This is a genomic window from Mesorhizobium sp. M7A.F.Ca.US.007.01.2.1 (assembly GCF_003998165.1).
In the GTDB taxonomy this organism is placed as follows: Bacteria; Pseudomonadota; Alphaproteobacteria; order Rhizobiales; family Rhizobiaceae; genus Mesorhizobium; species Mesorhizobium ciceri.
The window spans coordinates 1-16,942 of sequence record NZ_RZQP01000017.1; the positions used below are offsets into that span (position 1 = coordinate 1).

Below are 16,942 nucleotides of genomic sequence, written 5' to 3' on the forward strand. Positions count from 1 at the left end.
GATCCTGGGTTCGCCCCTCGCTATTCAAATCACGCTGGCTCAGTTCGTCAGGGCGAAGGTCTCCAGCTTGGCGGCATTGTCGCCATTGACCAGAACGCAGTCCATCAATTGCTTTTCCTTGGCCGGCGACTTCTTGTTCTTGATGAAGTCGTTGGCCTGCTCGACCGCCATCTGCGCCTGCGCGAAAGCGGGCTGCAGCACCGTTGCCTTGATGCCGCCCGAGGTGATGGAGTCGCGAACATCGTTCGATCCGTCGAAGCCGACGACGATGACATCCTTGCGGTTCGCCGCGGCAAGTGCCGCATAGGCGCCCATCGCCATCGTATCGTTGCCGGAGATCACGCCCTTGATGTCGGGGTTGGCCTGCAGGATCGATTCCATCTTGGAATAGGCTTCCGTCTGGCTCCAGTTGGCCGACTGCTGGGCGACCATCTTCAGGTCCGGATAGTCGTCGATGACGTCGTGATAACCCTTGGAACGAATGCCGGCATTGGTGTCGGATTCCTTGCCGACCAGCTCGACGAAATTGCCCTTCTCGCCCATCAGCTTGACGAATTCCTGCGCGCCGAGCTGGGCGCCCTGGTAGTTGTTGGAGACGATCTGCGCGACGGCGACGCCGGTGGCGTTGATCTCGCGGTCGATCAGGAAGGACGGAATGCCTGCGTCCTTGGCCTTCTGTACCGCGGCGACGGTGGCGTCGGCGCCGGCATTGTCGAGGATGATCGCCTTGGCGCCGCGGCCGATCGCGGTGTCGATCAGCTCGGACTGCTTGTTGGCGTCGTCGTCATGGACCAGCACCAGCGCCTCGTAGCCGAGTTCCTTGGCCTTGGCTTCGGCGCCGACGGCTTCCGCCTTGAAGAACGGATTGTCGTGCGAGGGCGTGATGATGGCGATGAGATCCGCCGCGTAGGCGGGCACGGTCGTGCCAAGCGCCAGCATGCCGGCGAAAGCCGCAAGCGTCATTCTTCGTGTAAGTTTCATGAAGTCCTCCCGTTTGAAAAATTGCCTTGGTTACCCAAAGCATCTGTCGGCATCCGAATTCGTCAGGCGGCGCGGGCGGCGGATCGCTTTTGGGCTAAAGAGCCGTTTGCCGGCTTCCCCTCCACGGATCGTTGCTCCCCAGCCATCCTCCACTCGCCCAGGCATCGTACTCCTGCGAAAACCCTGTCGATCCGAGCCATGAACAGCTAAGCCAACTGGTATGATGAGTCAACCACGAATTCAGGTGATATGTACCTGATGAGCTACGATGCCGAGCGTCGGCAGCGGTACGGCGACGCGTCACGGCGCTGCGGCAGCGCCTCTCCTCTTCAGGTGATACGCTGAATGCTGGCGGCGATCTCTTCCGGCTCGAACACGCGCTTCCAGTCGTCCCGCATCAGCACCGGCTTGCCGAACTCGATCGCCTTGTTGCAGGCATCCGAGAAAACGCCCTTGGTCTCGCCGAAAATGACGGCGCCCAGCACGTTCATATGGCCGAGCAGGAAGTCGAGCGCCGCCTGCTGGTCGACGCCGCGTGCCACGACCTCGTCGACGGCTTCCTTCATGACCACCAGCAACGAGGCGCACACCGTCTCCGAAAGCCCGGGTTCCAGCAGCGCCATCTGTTCGACGCTGACGCGGTGCGAACGCATGACCGGCGCCCAGATGATCTTCGCGATCGCCTCGCCCTTGGCGTAATCCTCTTCCGGCCCCTGCATCAAGGCGCTGACCATATGCTGCTTGGCCTTGACGCCGCCGAAATAGTCCTTCTTTGCCGCCATGTCTGTTTCGTCGTTGAAGATCGGCGGATGGCAGGGGTGGGTGACGAAATAGGTGAGGTCCGGTCGATTCGGCAGGTGGCCGGCGAAGGGTGCCGCCGCGTCGAGCACCACCACCATGGTGCCCGGCGCCAGCTTGCTCTCGATGCTGCTCGCCACCTTGCCGATATGCGTGTCGGGAACGGCCAGGATCACCACATCGGCGCCCTTGAGCGCCTCGTCGGCACTGACCGTATCGAAACCCAGCCCGGTCTTCAGCCGTTCGCGGCCGGCATCGCTAACCTCGACATGGCGTATCGTGTAGGGCGACCCGCGAAAATTGGTCGACAGGCGGTAGCCCATTTTCCCGCCAGCCCCGAACAGCGCAATCGTTGTCATCTGGTCACCACTCCTGTTCTTCGCCGACGGCATAGCCCGTCGTCAACTGATCGACTGGTATAATCACGCTACCAGATTTTGGCAATCCGATAATGACCATGCGATGCGTTCGCCGCGTCATCGGCTGCCGCCGGCAAGCTCCAGCACGAGAACAATGGATGGCGCGCTCGGATATGACCTCTAGATCACCAGAAGAAGCCCGCGCTTGCCCGCTGAGTGCGCATGAGCGCTGCTCTGCCATCCCCAGAAATAGGAGGCATGTGATAAGGGTCGGAGGTCGGGCCGGGCGCTACTTCAAAAGATCGACCAGCATGTCGAAAGCCGCATCGATATCGCCGCGAACCGCCGCCTGAACTGCCTGCTCGTCCCGGTCGCGCAGGGCCGCAAACATCTGTTGATGGTATGTGTTCGCGGTCGAGTAGGATCCATGCAGCATATTGAAATAGGGGCTGATCTGCAGCCATAGATCCTTGATGATCTTGAGCAGGGTTTCGGATCCCGCTGCTCGGTAGATTGCGAAGTGGAAGGTATAATTCGCCCTGAGATAGGCCTTTACGTCGTCCGCGCCATTCGCGCGTTCCAGTGAGTCCAGATCGCGCGCGAAAATCGCAAGGTCCGCCTCGCTGCGGTTCTGTGAGGCCCAGCCGGCGGCGATGGCCTCTATCTCAAAACGTACATTGCGCAAATCGGTGAGCCGCTCGCGGCTGAGCGCCGGAATACCGATGGAGCGCCCGGATACTACTGTCAGCGCGTTGGCTGCCGTCAGGCGCCGCAGCGCTTCCCTGACCGGCATCGGACTGACGCCAAAGGCGTCGGCGAGGCTCTGAACCGTGACCATCTCGCCCGGCACGATGCTGCCGTCGAGGATCAACTCGGTGACCTGATTGTAGACCCGGTCCTGCAGAGTTTCCTTGGACAGTGGAATGATCTCGACACCAGGCTTCCTGAACGCCGATCCAGCCATCTCCGGTCAACCTTCCCGCCCATGGGCGACACTATTGCTTGTGCCGGAATGCAAGGTTCGTGGTGCCACGTCAAGCGGCCGACATAGCCCGTTTTGATATAAACGATTTCATCATTGATATTTGATCAAATCATGATACGGTCGCTGGCATCGAATGACAAGGGTTTACGTTTTGTGCCCTTGGGAGGCATTCGGTCGTTCTGTTTGGGAGGAGTTCCACATGGGTATCGGATCGAAAGTCCGGCGGCTCGCGCTGCTGGCCGGCATGGCTGCGTGCGCCTTCGGCCTGTCCGCCGCGCAGGCCGCCGAGAAGCACAAGATCTTTCTCAGCATGAGCTACATCGGCAATGATTGGCAGGCGGAGGCGGCCAATATGGTCAAGGCCATGGCCGCTCATAAGAGCCTGGCCGACAAGGTCGACCTGCAGGTCCAGGTCGCTGGCCCCAACGCGCAACGCCAGATTCAGCAGATCAACGCAATGGTGCAAAGCGGCGCCGAAGCCATCGTCGTGTATCCGATCTCGCCGACCGCGCTCAACCAGGTCGTCAAGAATGCCTGCGACAAGGGCGTGAAGGTCTTTGCGTACGACGCCGAGATCACCGAGCCTTGCGCCTACAACGTCCACATAGACCAGCTGGAAGCGGGCAGGGTGACCGCCGAATGGCTGGTCAAGAAGCTCAACGGCAAGGGCAACATCATCGCCATCACGGGCGTCCCGGGAACATCCGTTGACGATCAGCGGACAAAGGCCGCCAAGGAAGTCTTCGCCAAGTATCCTGATATCAAGATCGTCGGCGAGGCTGTCGGCATGTGGAGCCAGGCGGTCGCCCGCACCGAGCTTTCGAAAATCCTGGCCACCCGCAATTGGGACGACATCAACGGACTGTGGATGCAGGTCGGCTGCTTCACCGCCAACTCGATGCAGCTCGAGGCTGGCAAGAAGACCAGCGAACTCCTGCCTTGCGCCGGCGAAGGTTCCAATGGCGGCCGCATCCAGATGCTGCCGGAGGGCACCGAAGTCGAAGGTGCCGCTCCTCCTTATGCACCGGCGGGCGCACAACGCATTTCCTATGCCTCGCCGCCTTATTCGGGTGCGCTGGCGCTGAAGCTTGCCGTCGAGGCGATCGAAGGCAAGGACGTGCCCAAGACCACCATCCTGCCGCTGCCGGTCGTTACCAATGAGACGATCAAGCTGTGCGACGAAGGCACATGGGCGGAGATGAAGGCCGGCTGCAACGCCTTCAAGCCGTCGCTGGTGTCCAATCCGGGCTGGTTTGCCTCGATCTTCTCGGACCAGACACCCGAGGTCGGCCTTAATGCTGCCCTCGTCGGACAACCGGAGAACTAAGCCTCCCAAGGCCCGTGTGACGATGCACGGACAACTGTCCGTGCGTCGTCAATCCATGCCAAGCCGGCGATCGAGGACAATGACAGAACACTCCGAGCTCCCCGCCGTCGAGATCGACGGCATCAGCAAGGCGTTCGGCCCGACCGTCGCGCTGGACGGCGTGTCGTTTGCGATCGCGCCCGGCAGCGTCCATGCCCTGCTCGGTGAAAACGGAGCCGGCAAGTCGACACTGGTGAAGCTGCTGTCCGGGCTGGTCCGGCCGAGCCAAGGCCATGTCCGTGTCTTCGGCAAGGAGATCGCTTACGGCGCACCGCGCGCAGCACATGCGCTCGGCATGCAGACAGCATTCCAGGAGATGACCCTGGTGCGCGATCTCTCCGTGCTCGACAACATGCTGCTGCCTTACGCCCCCGTCGGCATCTCCGGCCTGATCCGCCGCGGTGCCGCCCGCAAGGCCGTTCGCCGCCATATCGAAGATCTCGGTTTCTCCGTCGATCTCGATGCCGAGGTGAGCGAGCTCGAGCTTTCGGTACGCCAGAAGATCGAGATCGCGCGCGCCGTCTACCGCAAGCCGCGCATCCTTTTGCTCGACGAACCGACCTCGACGCTCGCCGGACGCGACGTCGACTGGCTGGGCGACATCATCGCCAGGCTGAAGACCGCGGGTACCACCATCGTCTTCATCACCCACCGCATGCGCGAGGTCCGCGCTTTTTGCGACACGCTGACGATCCTGAGAAACGGCCGCCACATCGTCACCGCGCCGGTCGCCGATGTCTCGGATGCCGACGTCATCGAAAAGATCATCGGCCGCAGCATCGAGCAGACCTTTCCGCCCAAGCCGGACAGCGCCCAGGCCTTCGGTTCGCCGGTTCTGGGCGTGCGCGACCTCAAGGTCGGGCGCAAGCTCGACGGCGCCGGCTTCGATCTGCGCAAGGGCGAAATCCTCGGCGTCGCCGGGTTGCAAGGCATGGGCCAGCAGGACCTGTTCCTGGCCTGCTTTGGCATGGCCGAGATTGAGCGCGGCCACATCCTCGTCGACGGCCGCAAGGTTTGGCTCGGTTCGCCGGCCGATGCCTTGCGCCCCAACATGGCCATCGGCTTGGTGCCGGAAGACCGCAAATCCGAAGGCCTGTTCCTGAAATTGTCGGGCAGCCAGAACGCCACGCTGCCGGTGATATCGAGCTTCACACGGCTAGGCCTTGTCGACGCGCAAGCCGAGACCCGCTCCGTCGAGGCGGCATTCGCCACTGTCGAGGTCGACCGCCGCGCGCTGTGGACGCGGGCCGGTGCGTTTTCCGGCGGCAACCAGCAGAAGATTGCCATCGCCAAGTGGCTGGTGGCGCAGAGCCGCATCCTGCTGTTGTTCGATCCCACCCGAGGCATCGACGTCGGCACCAAGCACGAGCTTTATGTGATGATGCGAAACTACGTGGCTTCGGGCGGTTCGATCCTGCTGCACTCGACGGAGATCCCCGAACTCGTTCACCAATGCGACAGGGTGCTGGTCCTCTATGACGGGCGCATCGCCGCCGAACTCGAAGGCGACGCCATCACCGAACCGGCCATCATGCGCCCGGCGCTCGGCCATGCCGGGGAAGCCGCCGCATGAGCAGCGCAGCAGCCTCATCCCCTGTTCCCGGCGGCTTCGGACTGCGCCGTGCGCTGATGCGCAATCGCGGCGCGCTGATCGCCGCGGCCGTCCTGGCGATCCTGCTCTTCGTCGTCGACTGGATCAGCGCCGGGCCGCTGACCTATTTCGATGTGTCGTTCCTGTCGAGCGGCGGCGCCACCTCGGCGCTCGCGGCGATCGGCCAGACGACCGTGATCCTGTCGGGCGGCTTCGACCTGTCCGCCGGCGCGGTGATATCGCTGGTCAATGCCGTGCTGGCATCGAGCATGGATCCGATGGCGCCAGGCGCAAGCATCCTCCTGTGGACGGCCGTCGGCATCGGCGTCGGCATGGCGGTGGGCGCCTTCAACGGCTTCTTCATCGCGGTGCTGCGCATGCAGCCGATCGTGGTGACGCTGTCCACCATGTTCATCCTGCAAGGCGTCACGCTGCTGGTGATGGACAAGCCCGGCGGCTTCGTGTCGCCCGATCTCGGCACCTTCTATCTCGGCGACGCGATCGCCGGCTGGCTGCCGATGCCGCTGGTGGTGATCGGTGTCGTCCTGCTCGCCTGGTTCTGGCTGAAGGGAACCCGCTTCGGCACAGCACTCTACGCGCTTGGCAGCGATCCGGAGTCGGCCGCTTCCGTCGGCATCAATGTCGTTCTGGTGCGCTTTGCCGTCTATGTCATCGCCGGCGGCTGCTATGGCCTTGCCGGCGTGTTCATCAGCGCCCAGACCGGCAGCGGCGATCCGCTGGTCGGCAATCCGCTGCTCTTGTCGATGTTCGCGGCGGTCGTCGTCGGCGGCACGCGCCTCGGTGGCGGGCAGGGCGGCCCGGTGGGCTCTGTCTTCGGCGCCTTTATCCTGATGATCGTGGTGAACATCCTGCTGGTGCTCAACGTATCGGCCTATTATGCGACCATTGCCGAAGGCACCATTCTGGTGCTGGCGGCACTTGCCGGCTCGATCTCGCATGCATCGGTGCTTGCCGTGCAATTGCGCGCCGCGCGTGCCCGGTTTGCCGCCTGGCGCGCCGGCATATTGCCCTCGCAGCTCGAGCGCGTGGACCGGCGTCTCAAGATCGCCGAGCCAGCCCATGCCCAGCGCAGTCCGGCATCGCCGCGCCCTGCCTTCCATCTGCGCAATGCGGAAACGCTGCGCTATGCGCTGCCGGCCTATGTCTGCCTGCTGCTCATCGTGCTCGTCACCCAGATCTGGCTCGGCCGCGCCATCCTCAATCCGGGGTACTGGAATTCGCTGCTGGTGCTATCGTCCTTCCTAGCCGTCCTGGCGCTCGGGCAGGGAACCGTCATCCTGACCGGAGGCCTCGATCTCTCCGTGCCGTGGACGATCGGCATCTCCGGCATCATCCTGGCGGGCATGGTCAACGGCTCCGACGCCGCCCTTGTCTACGCCTTGCCGGTCGTCCTGGTGATGGCCTGCGCCATCGGCTTCGCCAATGGTTTCGGCATCGTCTATCTCGGCATCTCGCCGATCGTCATGACGCTCGCCACCAACGGCATTCTGCAAGGCTGTGCGCTGCTCTATTCGCAGGGAACGCCGGCCGGGTTTTCCTCGCCGATGCTGCGCTGGGTCATGACGGCCAAGCTCGCCGGCCTGCTGACTCCAATCGTGCTGCTGATGGTCGTCTTTGTCGTCGCAGCGGTACTCCTGCTTGGCCGCACCCCGTTCGGAAGGCGCGTCTACGGCATCGGCAACGGGCTGCGCGCGGCGCGCTTGTCGGGCATCGGCGTCGAGCGCACGCTGATCCTGGTCTACATGCTTTCGGCCGTCTGCGCGGCTGTTGTCGGCGTCATGCTGACCGGCTTTTCGGGTCAGGCGAGCCTCGGCATGGGCGACGACTATCTATTGCCGTCGATCGCCGTGGTGGTGGTCGGCGGCGCGCTGATCACCGGCGGGCGCGGCCACTATCTCGGCATGCTCGGCGGCGTGTTGTTGCTGACGGCACTGCAGATGCTGCTCGCCGGCACCACGCTTCCCTATGCCACGAGGGCAATTCTTTACGGACTGGTCGTTCTGGGCGCCGTCATGGCGCTGCGCGAACGGCGGCTGCAATGAGAAGGACAGGACCATGAGCACAAGGGCGCCGGCATCGGCGGACGAATTTTTGACCGGGCTGAAAGGCCAGCGCGTGCTGGTGACGGCGGGCGCAGGCGGCATCGGGTTTGCCATAGCCGACACGCTGTCACGCCTCGGCGCCCGCATCGTCGTCTGCGACGTTTCCGACGAGGCGCTGGCCGCTGCTCCCAGCAAGATCGACCTGGTCGCGGCGGTCAAGGCCGACGTCTCGCGCGACGAGGACGTCGACCGTCTGTTCGAGGCGGTCGAGAAAAAACTCGGCGGGCTCGATGCGCTGATCAACAATGCCGGCATTGCCGGGCCGACCGGCGGTGTCGACGAGATCGATCCGGCGGACTGGCGGCGCTGCATCGACATCTGCCTGACCGGCCAGTTCCTGTGCGCCCGGCGCGCGGTGCCGCTGATCAAGGCGGCGGGCGGCGGTTCGATCGTCTCGATGTCGTCGGCCGCCGGCCGCCATGGCTACGCCTTCCGCACACCCTATTCGGCGGCCAAGTTCGGTGTCATCGGTTTCACGCAAAGCTTGGCCAAAGAGCTCGGGCCGCACGCCATCAGGGTCAACGCCATCCTGCCCGGCATCATCGAGGGCCCCCGCATCGAAGGTGTTATCTGGGCGCGCGCCAAGCAGGTCGGTATCAGCCACGAGGAGATGACCGGACGCTATCTGCAGAACATCTCGCTGCGCCGCATGACCAGCCCTTATGATGTCGCGTCGATGGTCGCCTTCCTGCTCTCCGATGCGGGGATCAACATTTCCGGCCAGTCGCTCGGCGTCGACGGCAACGTCGAAACACTTTGAGGAACAAACCATGGCCAATGTCGCGATCGTCGGAAGCGGGTTCATCGGGCGGGCCTGGGCGATCAGCTTCGCCCGCGCCGGCCATGACGTGCGGATGTGGGACCAGTCGCCCACTGCCACAGGTGGAGCCCGCGACTACATTGCCGGCGTGCTCGGCGATCTCGCCGCGAACGATCTTCTGCGGGGACAGCAAGCCGGTGAGGTTCTTGACCGTATCTCCGTTGTCGCCGAGCTTGAAGAGGCGTTGGCAGGTGCCGTACATATCCAGGAGAACACGCCCGAGAATCTCGAGGTGAAGCGCAAGGTGTTCTCCTTGATCGACACGCTTGCCGATCCGCGAACAGTCATTGCCAGTTCCACCTCGGCGCTGTTGCCGTCGAAATTCACCGACCATCTGCAAGGGCGGCAGCGCTGCCTGGTCGTGCATCCGATCAACCCGCCCTATCTCATTCCGGCGGCCGAAATCGTGCCGGCGCCGTGGACCTCGGCCGAGACGGTCGAGAGAACCCGCGCCTTCCTCGTCGACGCCGGCCACGCGCCACTGGTCATGCAGCGCGAGCTTGACGGCTTCATCATGAATCGCCTGCAAGGCGCATTGCTGGAGGAAGCTTTCCGGCTTGTCGCCGATGGCTACGCCAGTGTCGAGGATGTCGACGTCGGCATCCGCGACGGGCTGGCGCTGCGCTGGTCGTTCATGGGGCCGTTCGAGACCATCGATCTCAATGCACCCGGCGGCGTGCGCGACTATGTCGAGCGCTATCAGGGCATCTATTCCAACATCTTTCCCCAGACGCAGCGGCGCGTCGACTGGGCCGGCAAGGTCATCGATACGGTCGAGGCTGATCGCCGCAAGCGACTGCCACAGCAAAGCCTAGGCGACCGGCAGGTGTGGCGTGACCGCCGGCTCATGGCGCTCGCCGCCCACAAGAGAAAATCGGATCAGGAGTTTGGAGAATGACGCAAACCAGTCGCAAGCCGGGACCTGCACAGACCAGGGGCAAGGTCATCATCACCTGCGCGGTGACGGGCGCCATCCACACGCCGACCATGTCGCCCTATCTGCCGATCACGCCCGACCAGATCGCTTCGGAGGCGATCGCGGCGGCGGAAGCCGGTGCCGCGATCCTGCATCTGCATGCCCGCGATCCGGAAACCGGCAAGCCCGACCAGACGCCGGAGGCCTTCGCCCGCTTCCTGCCGCGCGTCAAGCAAGGCACCAACGCCGCCATCAACATCACCACCGGTGGCAGCCCCTACATGAAGGTCGAGGAGCGCGTGCGCCCGGCCGCCCAGTTCAAGCCGGAAGTCGCCTCGCTCAACATGGGCTCGATCAATTTCGGGCTCTATCACCTGGCCGACAAATACGAGACCTTCAAATTCGATTGGGAAAAGCCGCATCTGGAAGCGACGCGCGACCTCGTCTTCCGCAACTCATTCAAGGACATCGAGTACATTCTGGCGACCTGCTACGACAACGGCACGCGCTTCGAGTTCGAGTGCTACGACATCGCCCATCTGTACAACCTTTCCCACTTCGCCGACCGTGGGCTGGTGAAGCCGCCTTTCTTCGTGCAGTCGGTGTTCGGGCTGCTCGGCGGCATCGGCACGCATCCAGAAGACGTCGCCCATATGAAGCGCACTGCCGACCGGCTGTTTGGCGACCAGTTCCGGTGGTCGGTGCTGGGCGCCGGCGCCAGCCAACTGCGCATCGCCGCGCAATCGGCGGCCCTTGGCGGCAACATCCGCGTCGGGCTGGAGGACAGTCTGTGGGCGGGCAAGGGCAAGCTTGCCAAATCGAACGCCGAGCAGGTCTTGCTGGCCCGCAAGATCATCGAAGGGCTCGGCATGGAGGTGGCGACGCCCGACGAGGCACGCGAAATCCTGTCATTGAAAGGCGGGGACAAGGTCGCTTTCTGAGGCGGCCCGAGCAATCGCCGCGAGACGCAAAACGGAGGAGGACGGCATGAAGATCGAAGTCGTGGTGGACGTGAAGACCACACTGGGCGAAGGACCGCTGTGGGACGTCGAACAGGAACGACTCTACTGGATCGACAGCTTCGACGGGCGCGTGTTTCGGGCGACCGCCGACGGGCGCGAGATCCGGTCATGGGACGTGCCGATGAAGATCGGCTCAATGGCGCTGCGCAAGGATGGCGACGGCGCTGTCGTCTCGCTGCAGCGCGGCTTCCATCTGCTCGATTTCGCCACGGGCGAGGTGACGCTGATCCACGATCCCGAGCCGGACAAGCCGATGAACCGGCTCAACGACGGCAAGGTCGACCGGCGCGGCCGTTTCTTCGCCGGCTCCATGGATACGATGGAAGAGGGGCCGTCCGGCGGTCTCTACAGGCTCGATCCGGATTTCTCCGTCACCCGGATCGATTCCGGCATCATCTGCTCCAACGGTCCATGCTGGAGCCCCGACGACCGCACCTTCTATTTCGCCGATACCTGGACCGGCGAGATATGGGCCTACGACTACGATATCGCCACCGGTGCCGCCACCAACAGGCGTACCTTCGTGCGCGTCGACACCAGCCGAGGCGGTGCGGCGGACGGCTCGACCGTCGACGCCGAGGGCTATCTCTGGAATGCGCTGGTCTATGACGGAAGGCTGGTGCGCTACGCGCCCGATGGCAGCATCGATCGCATCATCGACATGCCGGTCAAGAAGATCACCAGCGTCATGTTCGGCGGACCGAAGCTCGACACCCTCTACGTCACCTCGATGGCCAAGCCGCCGCTGCCGCGTTTTCCCGGCGACGGCGTTTTGCGCGGCAGCCTGTTCGCCATATCAGGCCTTGGCGTTAGGGGCGTTGCGGAACCGCGCTTCGGCGGCTGACGCCAGGCAAGCGAAGCGCCGGTAAAATACGCAGATCAGGCCTTGGCGCAGGAATTCGGGCAAGTCTGGCAATTGATGCCGAACGTGTGCATATACAGGCATACATATATCCATGCAGAGGGGTTTCCGTTAGGCTGAGCGCCCCGCGTCAAACGGGAGCATCGATTGCCAGGATTTGCGGAAAGTGTGATGCAGGGGCCGCGAACCGTGGCCGAACAGGTCGCCAATGTCCTGCGCGAAGCGATTGCCAGTGGCACCATCAAGGCGGGCACTTCGCTGCGCCAGGACGAATTGGCCGAGCAGTTTGGCTTCAGCCGCATGCCGATTCGTGACGCCCTTCGCCAATTGGAAGCCGAAGGCATTGTTTCCATCCATCCGACAAAAGGCGCGCAGGTCGCCCGGATGGACAGCGCCGAGATCAGTGAAATCTATGCACTGCGCGAATTGCTCGAATGCGAGGCGTTGCGGCTTTCGCTTCCCAATCTCGCCGGTGACAGGCTCGACGAGGCGGAACAGGTTCTCGATCAGATCGACGCGGAGCGCAATGTCGGCCGATGGGGCGCGCTGAACCGTGCCTTTCATCTGGCTCTCTACGATGCCTGCGGCAACAATCGATTGCTGGCCTTAATCGAGGCGCACCACAATGCCGCCGATCGCTACGTCCGCATCCTGCTGTCGAACCTGGACTATCGCAGCCGCTCGCAGACGGAGCACCGCGATCTGCTGGCCGCCTGCCGGTGGCGCGACGGCGACAGGGCCATAGGCATTCTGAGGCAGCATCTTCGCGAGGGAAGCGAGACGCTGGTCAGCGCGATCAGGGAAGATGGCCTGTCGCGAAAATCCTGACGACATGGCTTGATTTGCCTCTGCGCACGATCACTGCCACATATTGCAACATCGCTACTCGATCCGAGGATCATCATGTCCCCCGACAGCAGCCTGCCGGCGCGCGCCCTTGCTCCACGTCGCCACGAAGAGATCCTGCGGCGGCTGGGCGCCCAGGGGTCTGTCAGTGTCGCCGAACTGGCCGGGTTCTTCGATGTCTCGCGCGAAACCATCCGCCGTGATTTGAAGCTGCTGTCGGATAAGGGACGGCTCGGCATCGTCCATGGCGGCGCCGCCCGCTTCGAGCCGAGCGAACCGGCAATGAGCTTGCGCAGCCACGAAAATGCCGGAGGCAAGGCCGCGATCGGCAGGCTGGCCGCCGGTCTTGTAAAGGACGGCATGGTGGTGTTCCTCGATTCCGGCACCACCACATTGGCCGTCGCACAAGCCATGGCCGACCTGCGCGATCTCACCATCTGCACGGCGAGCCTGAAGATCGCGCTTCTACTGTGCCACGTCTCAGGCATGCGCGTGCATGTGCTGGGTGGCGAAGTCGATCCCGGCGAGGAAGCAGCCTCCGGCATCGACATGCTCGAAGCCATGTCGCGCTTTCGCGTCGACATCGCCTTCCTCGGTGGTGGCGCGCTGTCGCCCGACGGCGAGGTGACCGATTTCACCCGCGCCGGCGCGGAACAGCGCAGCCGCATGATCGCGCTTGCCGCCAAAACCTACTTCGTTCTCGACAGCAGCAAGTTCGCAAAGCTGACGCCGCTCAGGATTCCGAATTTTCAACGCGCCGCCGGCGTGATCGTCGACGCGAAACCGCAGGCTGACATCGCTGAAGCGCTTGCGCGCAAAGGGCCTGAGCTGATGATTGCCCCTTTGATGTGATATTTTGTGGTATTTTGTGTTGATATTTGGAATTCGGCTGCTATGATCCAACCGGTGTCAAAACGGCAGGATGTCCCATGGCAAACGAATTCCCCACGCAAGCGCGCGTCGTCATCGTCGGCGGCGGTATCATTGGCTGCTCGGTCGCCTATCATCTGACGAAGCTCGGTTGGACCGATGTCGTGCTGCTCGAACAGGGGCAACTCAGCGGTGGCACCACCTGGCACGCCGCAGGGCTTGTCGGCCAGTTGCGCAGTCATTCCAACATGACCAGCCTGATCAAATACTCCACGCAGCTCTATGGCGAGCTGGAGGCCGAGACCGGGCTCGCCACCGGTTGGAAGAATTGCGGCTCGCTATCGGTGGCGCGGACCGCCGACCGCATGACGGTGCTGAAGCGCACGGCCGCATCGGCACGCGCCCAAGGCGTCGAGATCGACGTGATTTCGCCGAAGGAGGCGGCCGATCTATGGCCGGTCATGGCGACCGACGATCTGGTCGGCGCCGTCTGGCTGCCGGGCGACGGCAAGGCCAATCCGACCGATCTCACGCAATCGCTGGCCAAGGGTGCGCGCAATCGCGGCGCGAAAATTTTCGAGCGGGTCAAGGTCACCGGCATCAGCGTGAAGAACGGCGTCGCCTGCGGTGTCGAGACGGACCGCGGCAACATTGCCGCCGAGATCGTCGTCAATTGCGCCGGCCAGTGGGCGCGCAAGGTCGGGCTGATGTGCGGCGTCTCGGTGCCGCTGCATTCGGCCGAGCACATGTACATCGTTACCGGCAGGATCGAGGGCGTGCATCCGGACCTGCCGGTCATGCGCGACCCCGACGGGTTCATCTATTTCAAGGAAGAGGTCGGCGGCCTGGTCATGGGTGGCTTTGAGCCGCACGCCAAGCCGTGGGGCATGAATGGCATTCCCGAAAATTTCGAGTTCGCGCTGTTGCCGGACGATTGGGATCAGTTCGAGATTTTGATGGAAAACGCGCTTGTCCGCGTGCCGCAATTGGCCGAGGCCGAGGTCAAGAAATTCTACAACGGTCCCGAAAGCTTCACGCCGGACAACAATTTTCTCCTCGGCGAGGCGCCGGAACTGAAGAATTTCTATGTCGGCGCCGGCTTCAACTCCATGGGCATCGCCAGCGCCGGCGGCGCGGGCAGGGCGCTGGCGGAATGGATCGTCAACAGCGCGCCGACCATGGATTTGTGGCCGGTCGACATCAGGCGTTTCGCCTCTTTCAACAACAATCCGCGCTGGCTGCATGACCGTGTCAAGGAAACGCTCGGCTTGCATTACGCCATGCCGTGGCCGAACCGTGAACTGGACACGGCGCGGCCGTTCCGCCGCTCGCCGCTCTACGACCGGCTCGCCGCCAAAGGTGCCTGCTTCGGTTCCAAGATGGGCTGGGAGCGCGCCAACTGGTTCGCGGCACCGGGAGAGAAGACCGAGAACGACTATGCCTTCGGCCGCCAGAACTGGCACGAGGCGGTCAAGCGCGAAATGAAGGCGACACGCGAAGCCGTCGCCGTCTTCGACCAGACCTCTTTCGCCAAGCTCCTCGTGCAGGGCCGCGATGCCTGCGCCGTGCTCAACTGGATCTGCGCCGGAAATATCGACGTACCGGACAGTACGTCTGTTTACACGGGCGTGCTCAATGCACGCGGTGGCTATGAGAGCGATCTCACCGTTATGCGACTCGGCGCGGAGAAATTCCTCATCGTCACCGGGTCCGCACAAGCTGTCCACGATGCCGACTGGATCGTCAAAAACATTCCGTCCGACGCGCATGCAATCGTGACCGACGTCACCTCGTCCTACGCGGTGCTGGCGTTGATGGGACCGCGATCACGCGATCTGCTGGGCAAACTCTCCTCGGCCGATCTTTCCAACGCCGGCTTTCCCTTCGCCACCATCCGCGAGATCGATATCGGCTATGCCACCGCCTATGCCAACCGTATGACCTATGTCGGCGAACTGGGCTGGGAACTGATCGTGCCGACAGAATTCGCCGTCGGCGTCTATGAGGCGCTGCATGAGGCGGGCCGTGAATTCGGTCTGCTGGACGCCGGTTACTACGCGCTCGATGCCTTGCGCATCGAAAAGGGTTTTCGCGCCTGGGGCAGGGAGTTGACGCCTGATATCGACCCCTGGCAGGCCGGGCTTGGCTTCGCCGTGGCGATGGACAAGCCAGGTGACTTTATCGGCCGCGACGCGCTGGTTGAGACGAAGCCATCGGCAGCACCGGCAAGACGCATCGTGCTGTTCACGCTCGATGATGCCGAGCCGATGCTGTGGGGCGGCGAACTGATCCTGCGCGACGGCAAGCCGGTCGGCGAAGTCCGCTCGGCCGCCTACGGCCACACGCTTGGCCGCTCGGTGGCGCTCGGCCTGATCGAGAACGAGGCGGGCGTCGACGCTGCATTTCTCACCGGTGGTCGTTTCGAGATCGACCTTGCCGGCGTTCGCCATGCCGCGACAGCACATCTGCGCAGCCCCTACGATCCGAAGTCGGAGCGGGTGAAGGCTGATGCGGTGGAGATCAGGGCCGCCGCTTAATCCGCCGACATCGAGCGCGCCATATCCAGGAAAGCCCGCACCAGTTTGCCGCCGCTGCGTTCACGCAGGCAGATCAACGCCTCGTCCATCAGGGTCTCGGGAGCATCGATGGTGATCGGCACCAGCCGCGAATCCTGGCCGAATTCGGCCGCCGAGACAAAGCCGATGCCGGCGCCCGAGGCGACGATCTCGCGGACGGCTTCGCGGCCCTCGGCTTCGATCGCCGGCCTCAATTCGATTTTCGAGGCGGCTGCGAGATCTTCGAGTTTCTGACGCGTCTTCGATCCACGCTCGCGCATGACCAGTGATTCCTGCGCGAGCTGCTTGAGGGTGAGCGACTTTTTCGCGGCCAGCGGGTGGTCGACGGATGCAAACGCGATGATCGGCGTCGAGTTGAGTTTCAGCACCTCGAAATCGCGCCCCGTCGGCACCTCGCCCAGCACGCCGATATCGGCATCGTAGCTGTAGAGGCTGCTGATCACCGTCTCGGTGTTGCCGGCGCGCACCGAAACCTGCACGCCGGGATAGCGGGCCCGGAAGCTGCCGAGAATGTGAAGCAGATGATGTGCGGCATCGGCGACGATGCGCAGCGTGCCGGAACGCAGGGCGCGGGACTCCGTCAGGAGTTCGAGCGCCTGTTGCTCGGTATCGAACATGCGGTGGGTTATTTCGAGCAATTTCTGGCCCGAATGGGTCAGCGTGACCTGCTTCTTGTTCCGATTGAACAGCAGCACATCATACTCTTCCTCGAGCTTGCGCACCTGGTCCGAGATCGCCGGCTGGGTCAGGAAGAGCGCCTCGGCGGCGCGAGAAAAGCCACCGCAGATGGCCACCTGGTGAAAGGCTCGCAACTGGACGTAGCGCAT

The 16,942-nt window shown here is 63.4% G+C and carries 14 protein-coding genes; 10 read left to right on the plus strand and 4 right to left on the minus strand.

Features of this window, described 5'->3' with window-relative positions:
* Positions 1-39: 39 nt before the first annotated feature.
* The 3 genes from EN949_RS05360 to EN949_RS05375 all read right to left on the minus strand — a co-directional run bounded on the left by EN949_RS05360 (position 40) and on the right by EN949_RS05375 (position 3,102).
* Positions 40-981 carry a D-ribose ABC transporter substrate-binding protein gene (locus EN949_RS05360; protein WP_064995023.1) on the minus strand — a complete coding sequence of 314 codons (942 nt, stop codon included), beginning with the start codon at positions 979-981 and terminating at the stop codon, positions 40-42.
* Positions 982-1,310: 329 nt separating this feature from the next.
* Positions 1,311-2,138, minus strand: a complete 828-nt coding sequence (locus EN949_RS05365; RefSeq protein ID WP_064995024.1) for a phosphogluconate dehydrogenase C-terminal domain-containing protein — start codon at positions 2,136-2,138, stop codon at positions 1,311-1,313.
* A gap of 289 nt (positions 2,139-2,427) precedes the next feature.
* On the minus strand, positions 2,428-3,102 hold the full coding sequence (locus EN949_RS05375) for a GntR family transcriptional regulator (RefSeq protein ID WP_063171539.1): 675 nt from the start codon (positions 3,100-3,102) through the stop codon (positions 2,428-2,430).
* A gap of 220 nt (positions 3,103-3,322) precedes the next feature.
* Here EN949_RS05375 and EN949_RS05380 point away from each other — a divergent pair, with 220 nt between their 5' ends.
* The 10 genes from EN949_RS05380 (at position 3,323) to EN949_RS05425 (ending at position 16,076) form a co-directional block, all read left to right on the plus strand.
* Positions 3,323-4,450, plus strand: a complete 1,128-nt coding sequence (locus EN949_RS05380; RefSeq protein ID WP_013533052.1) for a sugar ABC transporter substrate-binding protein — start codon at positions 3,323-3,325, stop codon at positions 4,448-4,450.
* A 79-nt stretch (positions 4,451-4,529) separates the two neighbouring features.
* Positions 4,530-6,062, plus strand: a complete 1,533-nt coding sequence (locus EN949_RS05385) for a sugar ABC transporter ATP-binding protein (RefSeq protein WP_127366955.1) — start codon at positions 4,530-4,532, stop codon at positions 6,060-6,062.
* Entirely contained in the window at positions 6,059-8,143 is a 2,085-nt protein-coding gene (locus EN949_RS05390) for an ABC transporter permease (protein WP_127370796.1), read from the plus strand. The genes EN949_RS05385 and EN949_RS05390 overlap by 4 nt, the downstream gene beginning before the upstream one ends.
* A 13-nt stretch (positions 8,144-8,156) precedes the next feature.
* Positions 8,157-8,963 carry an SDR family oxidoreductase gene (locus EN949_RS05395; protein ID WP_127367394.1) on the plus strand — a complete coding sequence of 269 codons (807 nt, stop codon included), beginning with the start codon at positions 8,157-8,159 and terminating at the stop codon, positions 8,961-8,963.
* A 10-nt stretch (positions 8,964-8,973) separates the two neighbouring features.
* Positions 8,974-9,921, plus strand: coding sequence for a 3-hydroxyacyl-CoA dehydrogenase (locus EN949_RS05400; RefSeq protein ID WP_127367393.1), 948 nt, complete (start codon positions 8,974-8,976; stop codon positions 9,919-9,921).
* Positions 9,918-10,880, plus strand: a complete 963-nt coding sequence (locus EN949_RS05405) for a 3-keto-5-aminohexanoate cleavage protein (protein ID WP_063167527.1) — start codon at positions 9,918-9,920, stop codon at positions 10,878-10,880. The genes EN949_RS05400 and EN949_RS05405 overlap by 4 nt, the downstream gene beginning before the upstream one ends.
* Before the next feature lie 46 nt (positions 10,881-10,926).
* Complete coding sequence (locus EN949_RS05410; RefSeq protein ID WP_127367283.1) at positions 10,927-11,805, plus strand: SMP-30/gluconolactonase/LRE family protein; 879 nt, start codon at positions 10,927-10,929, stop codon at positions 11,803-11,805.
* Positions 11,806-11,994: 189 nt separating this feature from the next.
* The gene (locus EN949_RS05415; RefSeq protein ID WP_032809708.1) at positions 11,995-12,651 is read left to right on the plus strand and encodes a GntR family transcriptional regulator; all 657 of its coding nucleotides are present in this window, start codon (positions 11,995-11,997) and stop codon (positions 12,649-12,651) included.
* 75 nt (positions 12,652-12,726) lie between these two features.
* Positions 12,727-13,521 (plus strand): DeoR/GlpR family DNA-binding transcription regulator, encoded by a 795-nt coding sequence (locus tag EN949_RS05420; protein WP_127367284.1) that lies wholly within the window; start codon positions 12,727-12,729, stop codon positions 13,519-13,521.
* Positions 13,522-13,598: 77 nt separating this feature from the next.
* The gene (locus EN949_RS05425; RefSeq protein WP_127370797.1) at positions 13,599-16,076 is read left to right on the plus strand and encodes an FAD-dependent oxidoreductase; all 2,478 of its coding nucleotides are present in this window, start codon (positions 13,599-13,601) and stop codon (positions 16,074-16,076) included.
* On the opposite strand, the gene EN949_RS05430 is transcribed toward EN949_RS05425, so the two are convergent.
* On the minus strand, positions 16,073-16,942 hold the full coding sequence (locus EN949_RS05430; protein WP_013533042.1) for a LysR substrate-binding domain-containing protein: 870 nt from the start codon (positions 16,940-16,942) through the stop codon (positions 16,073-16,075). The genes EN949_RS05425 and EN949_RS05430 overlap by 4 nt on opposite strands.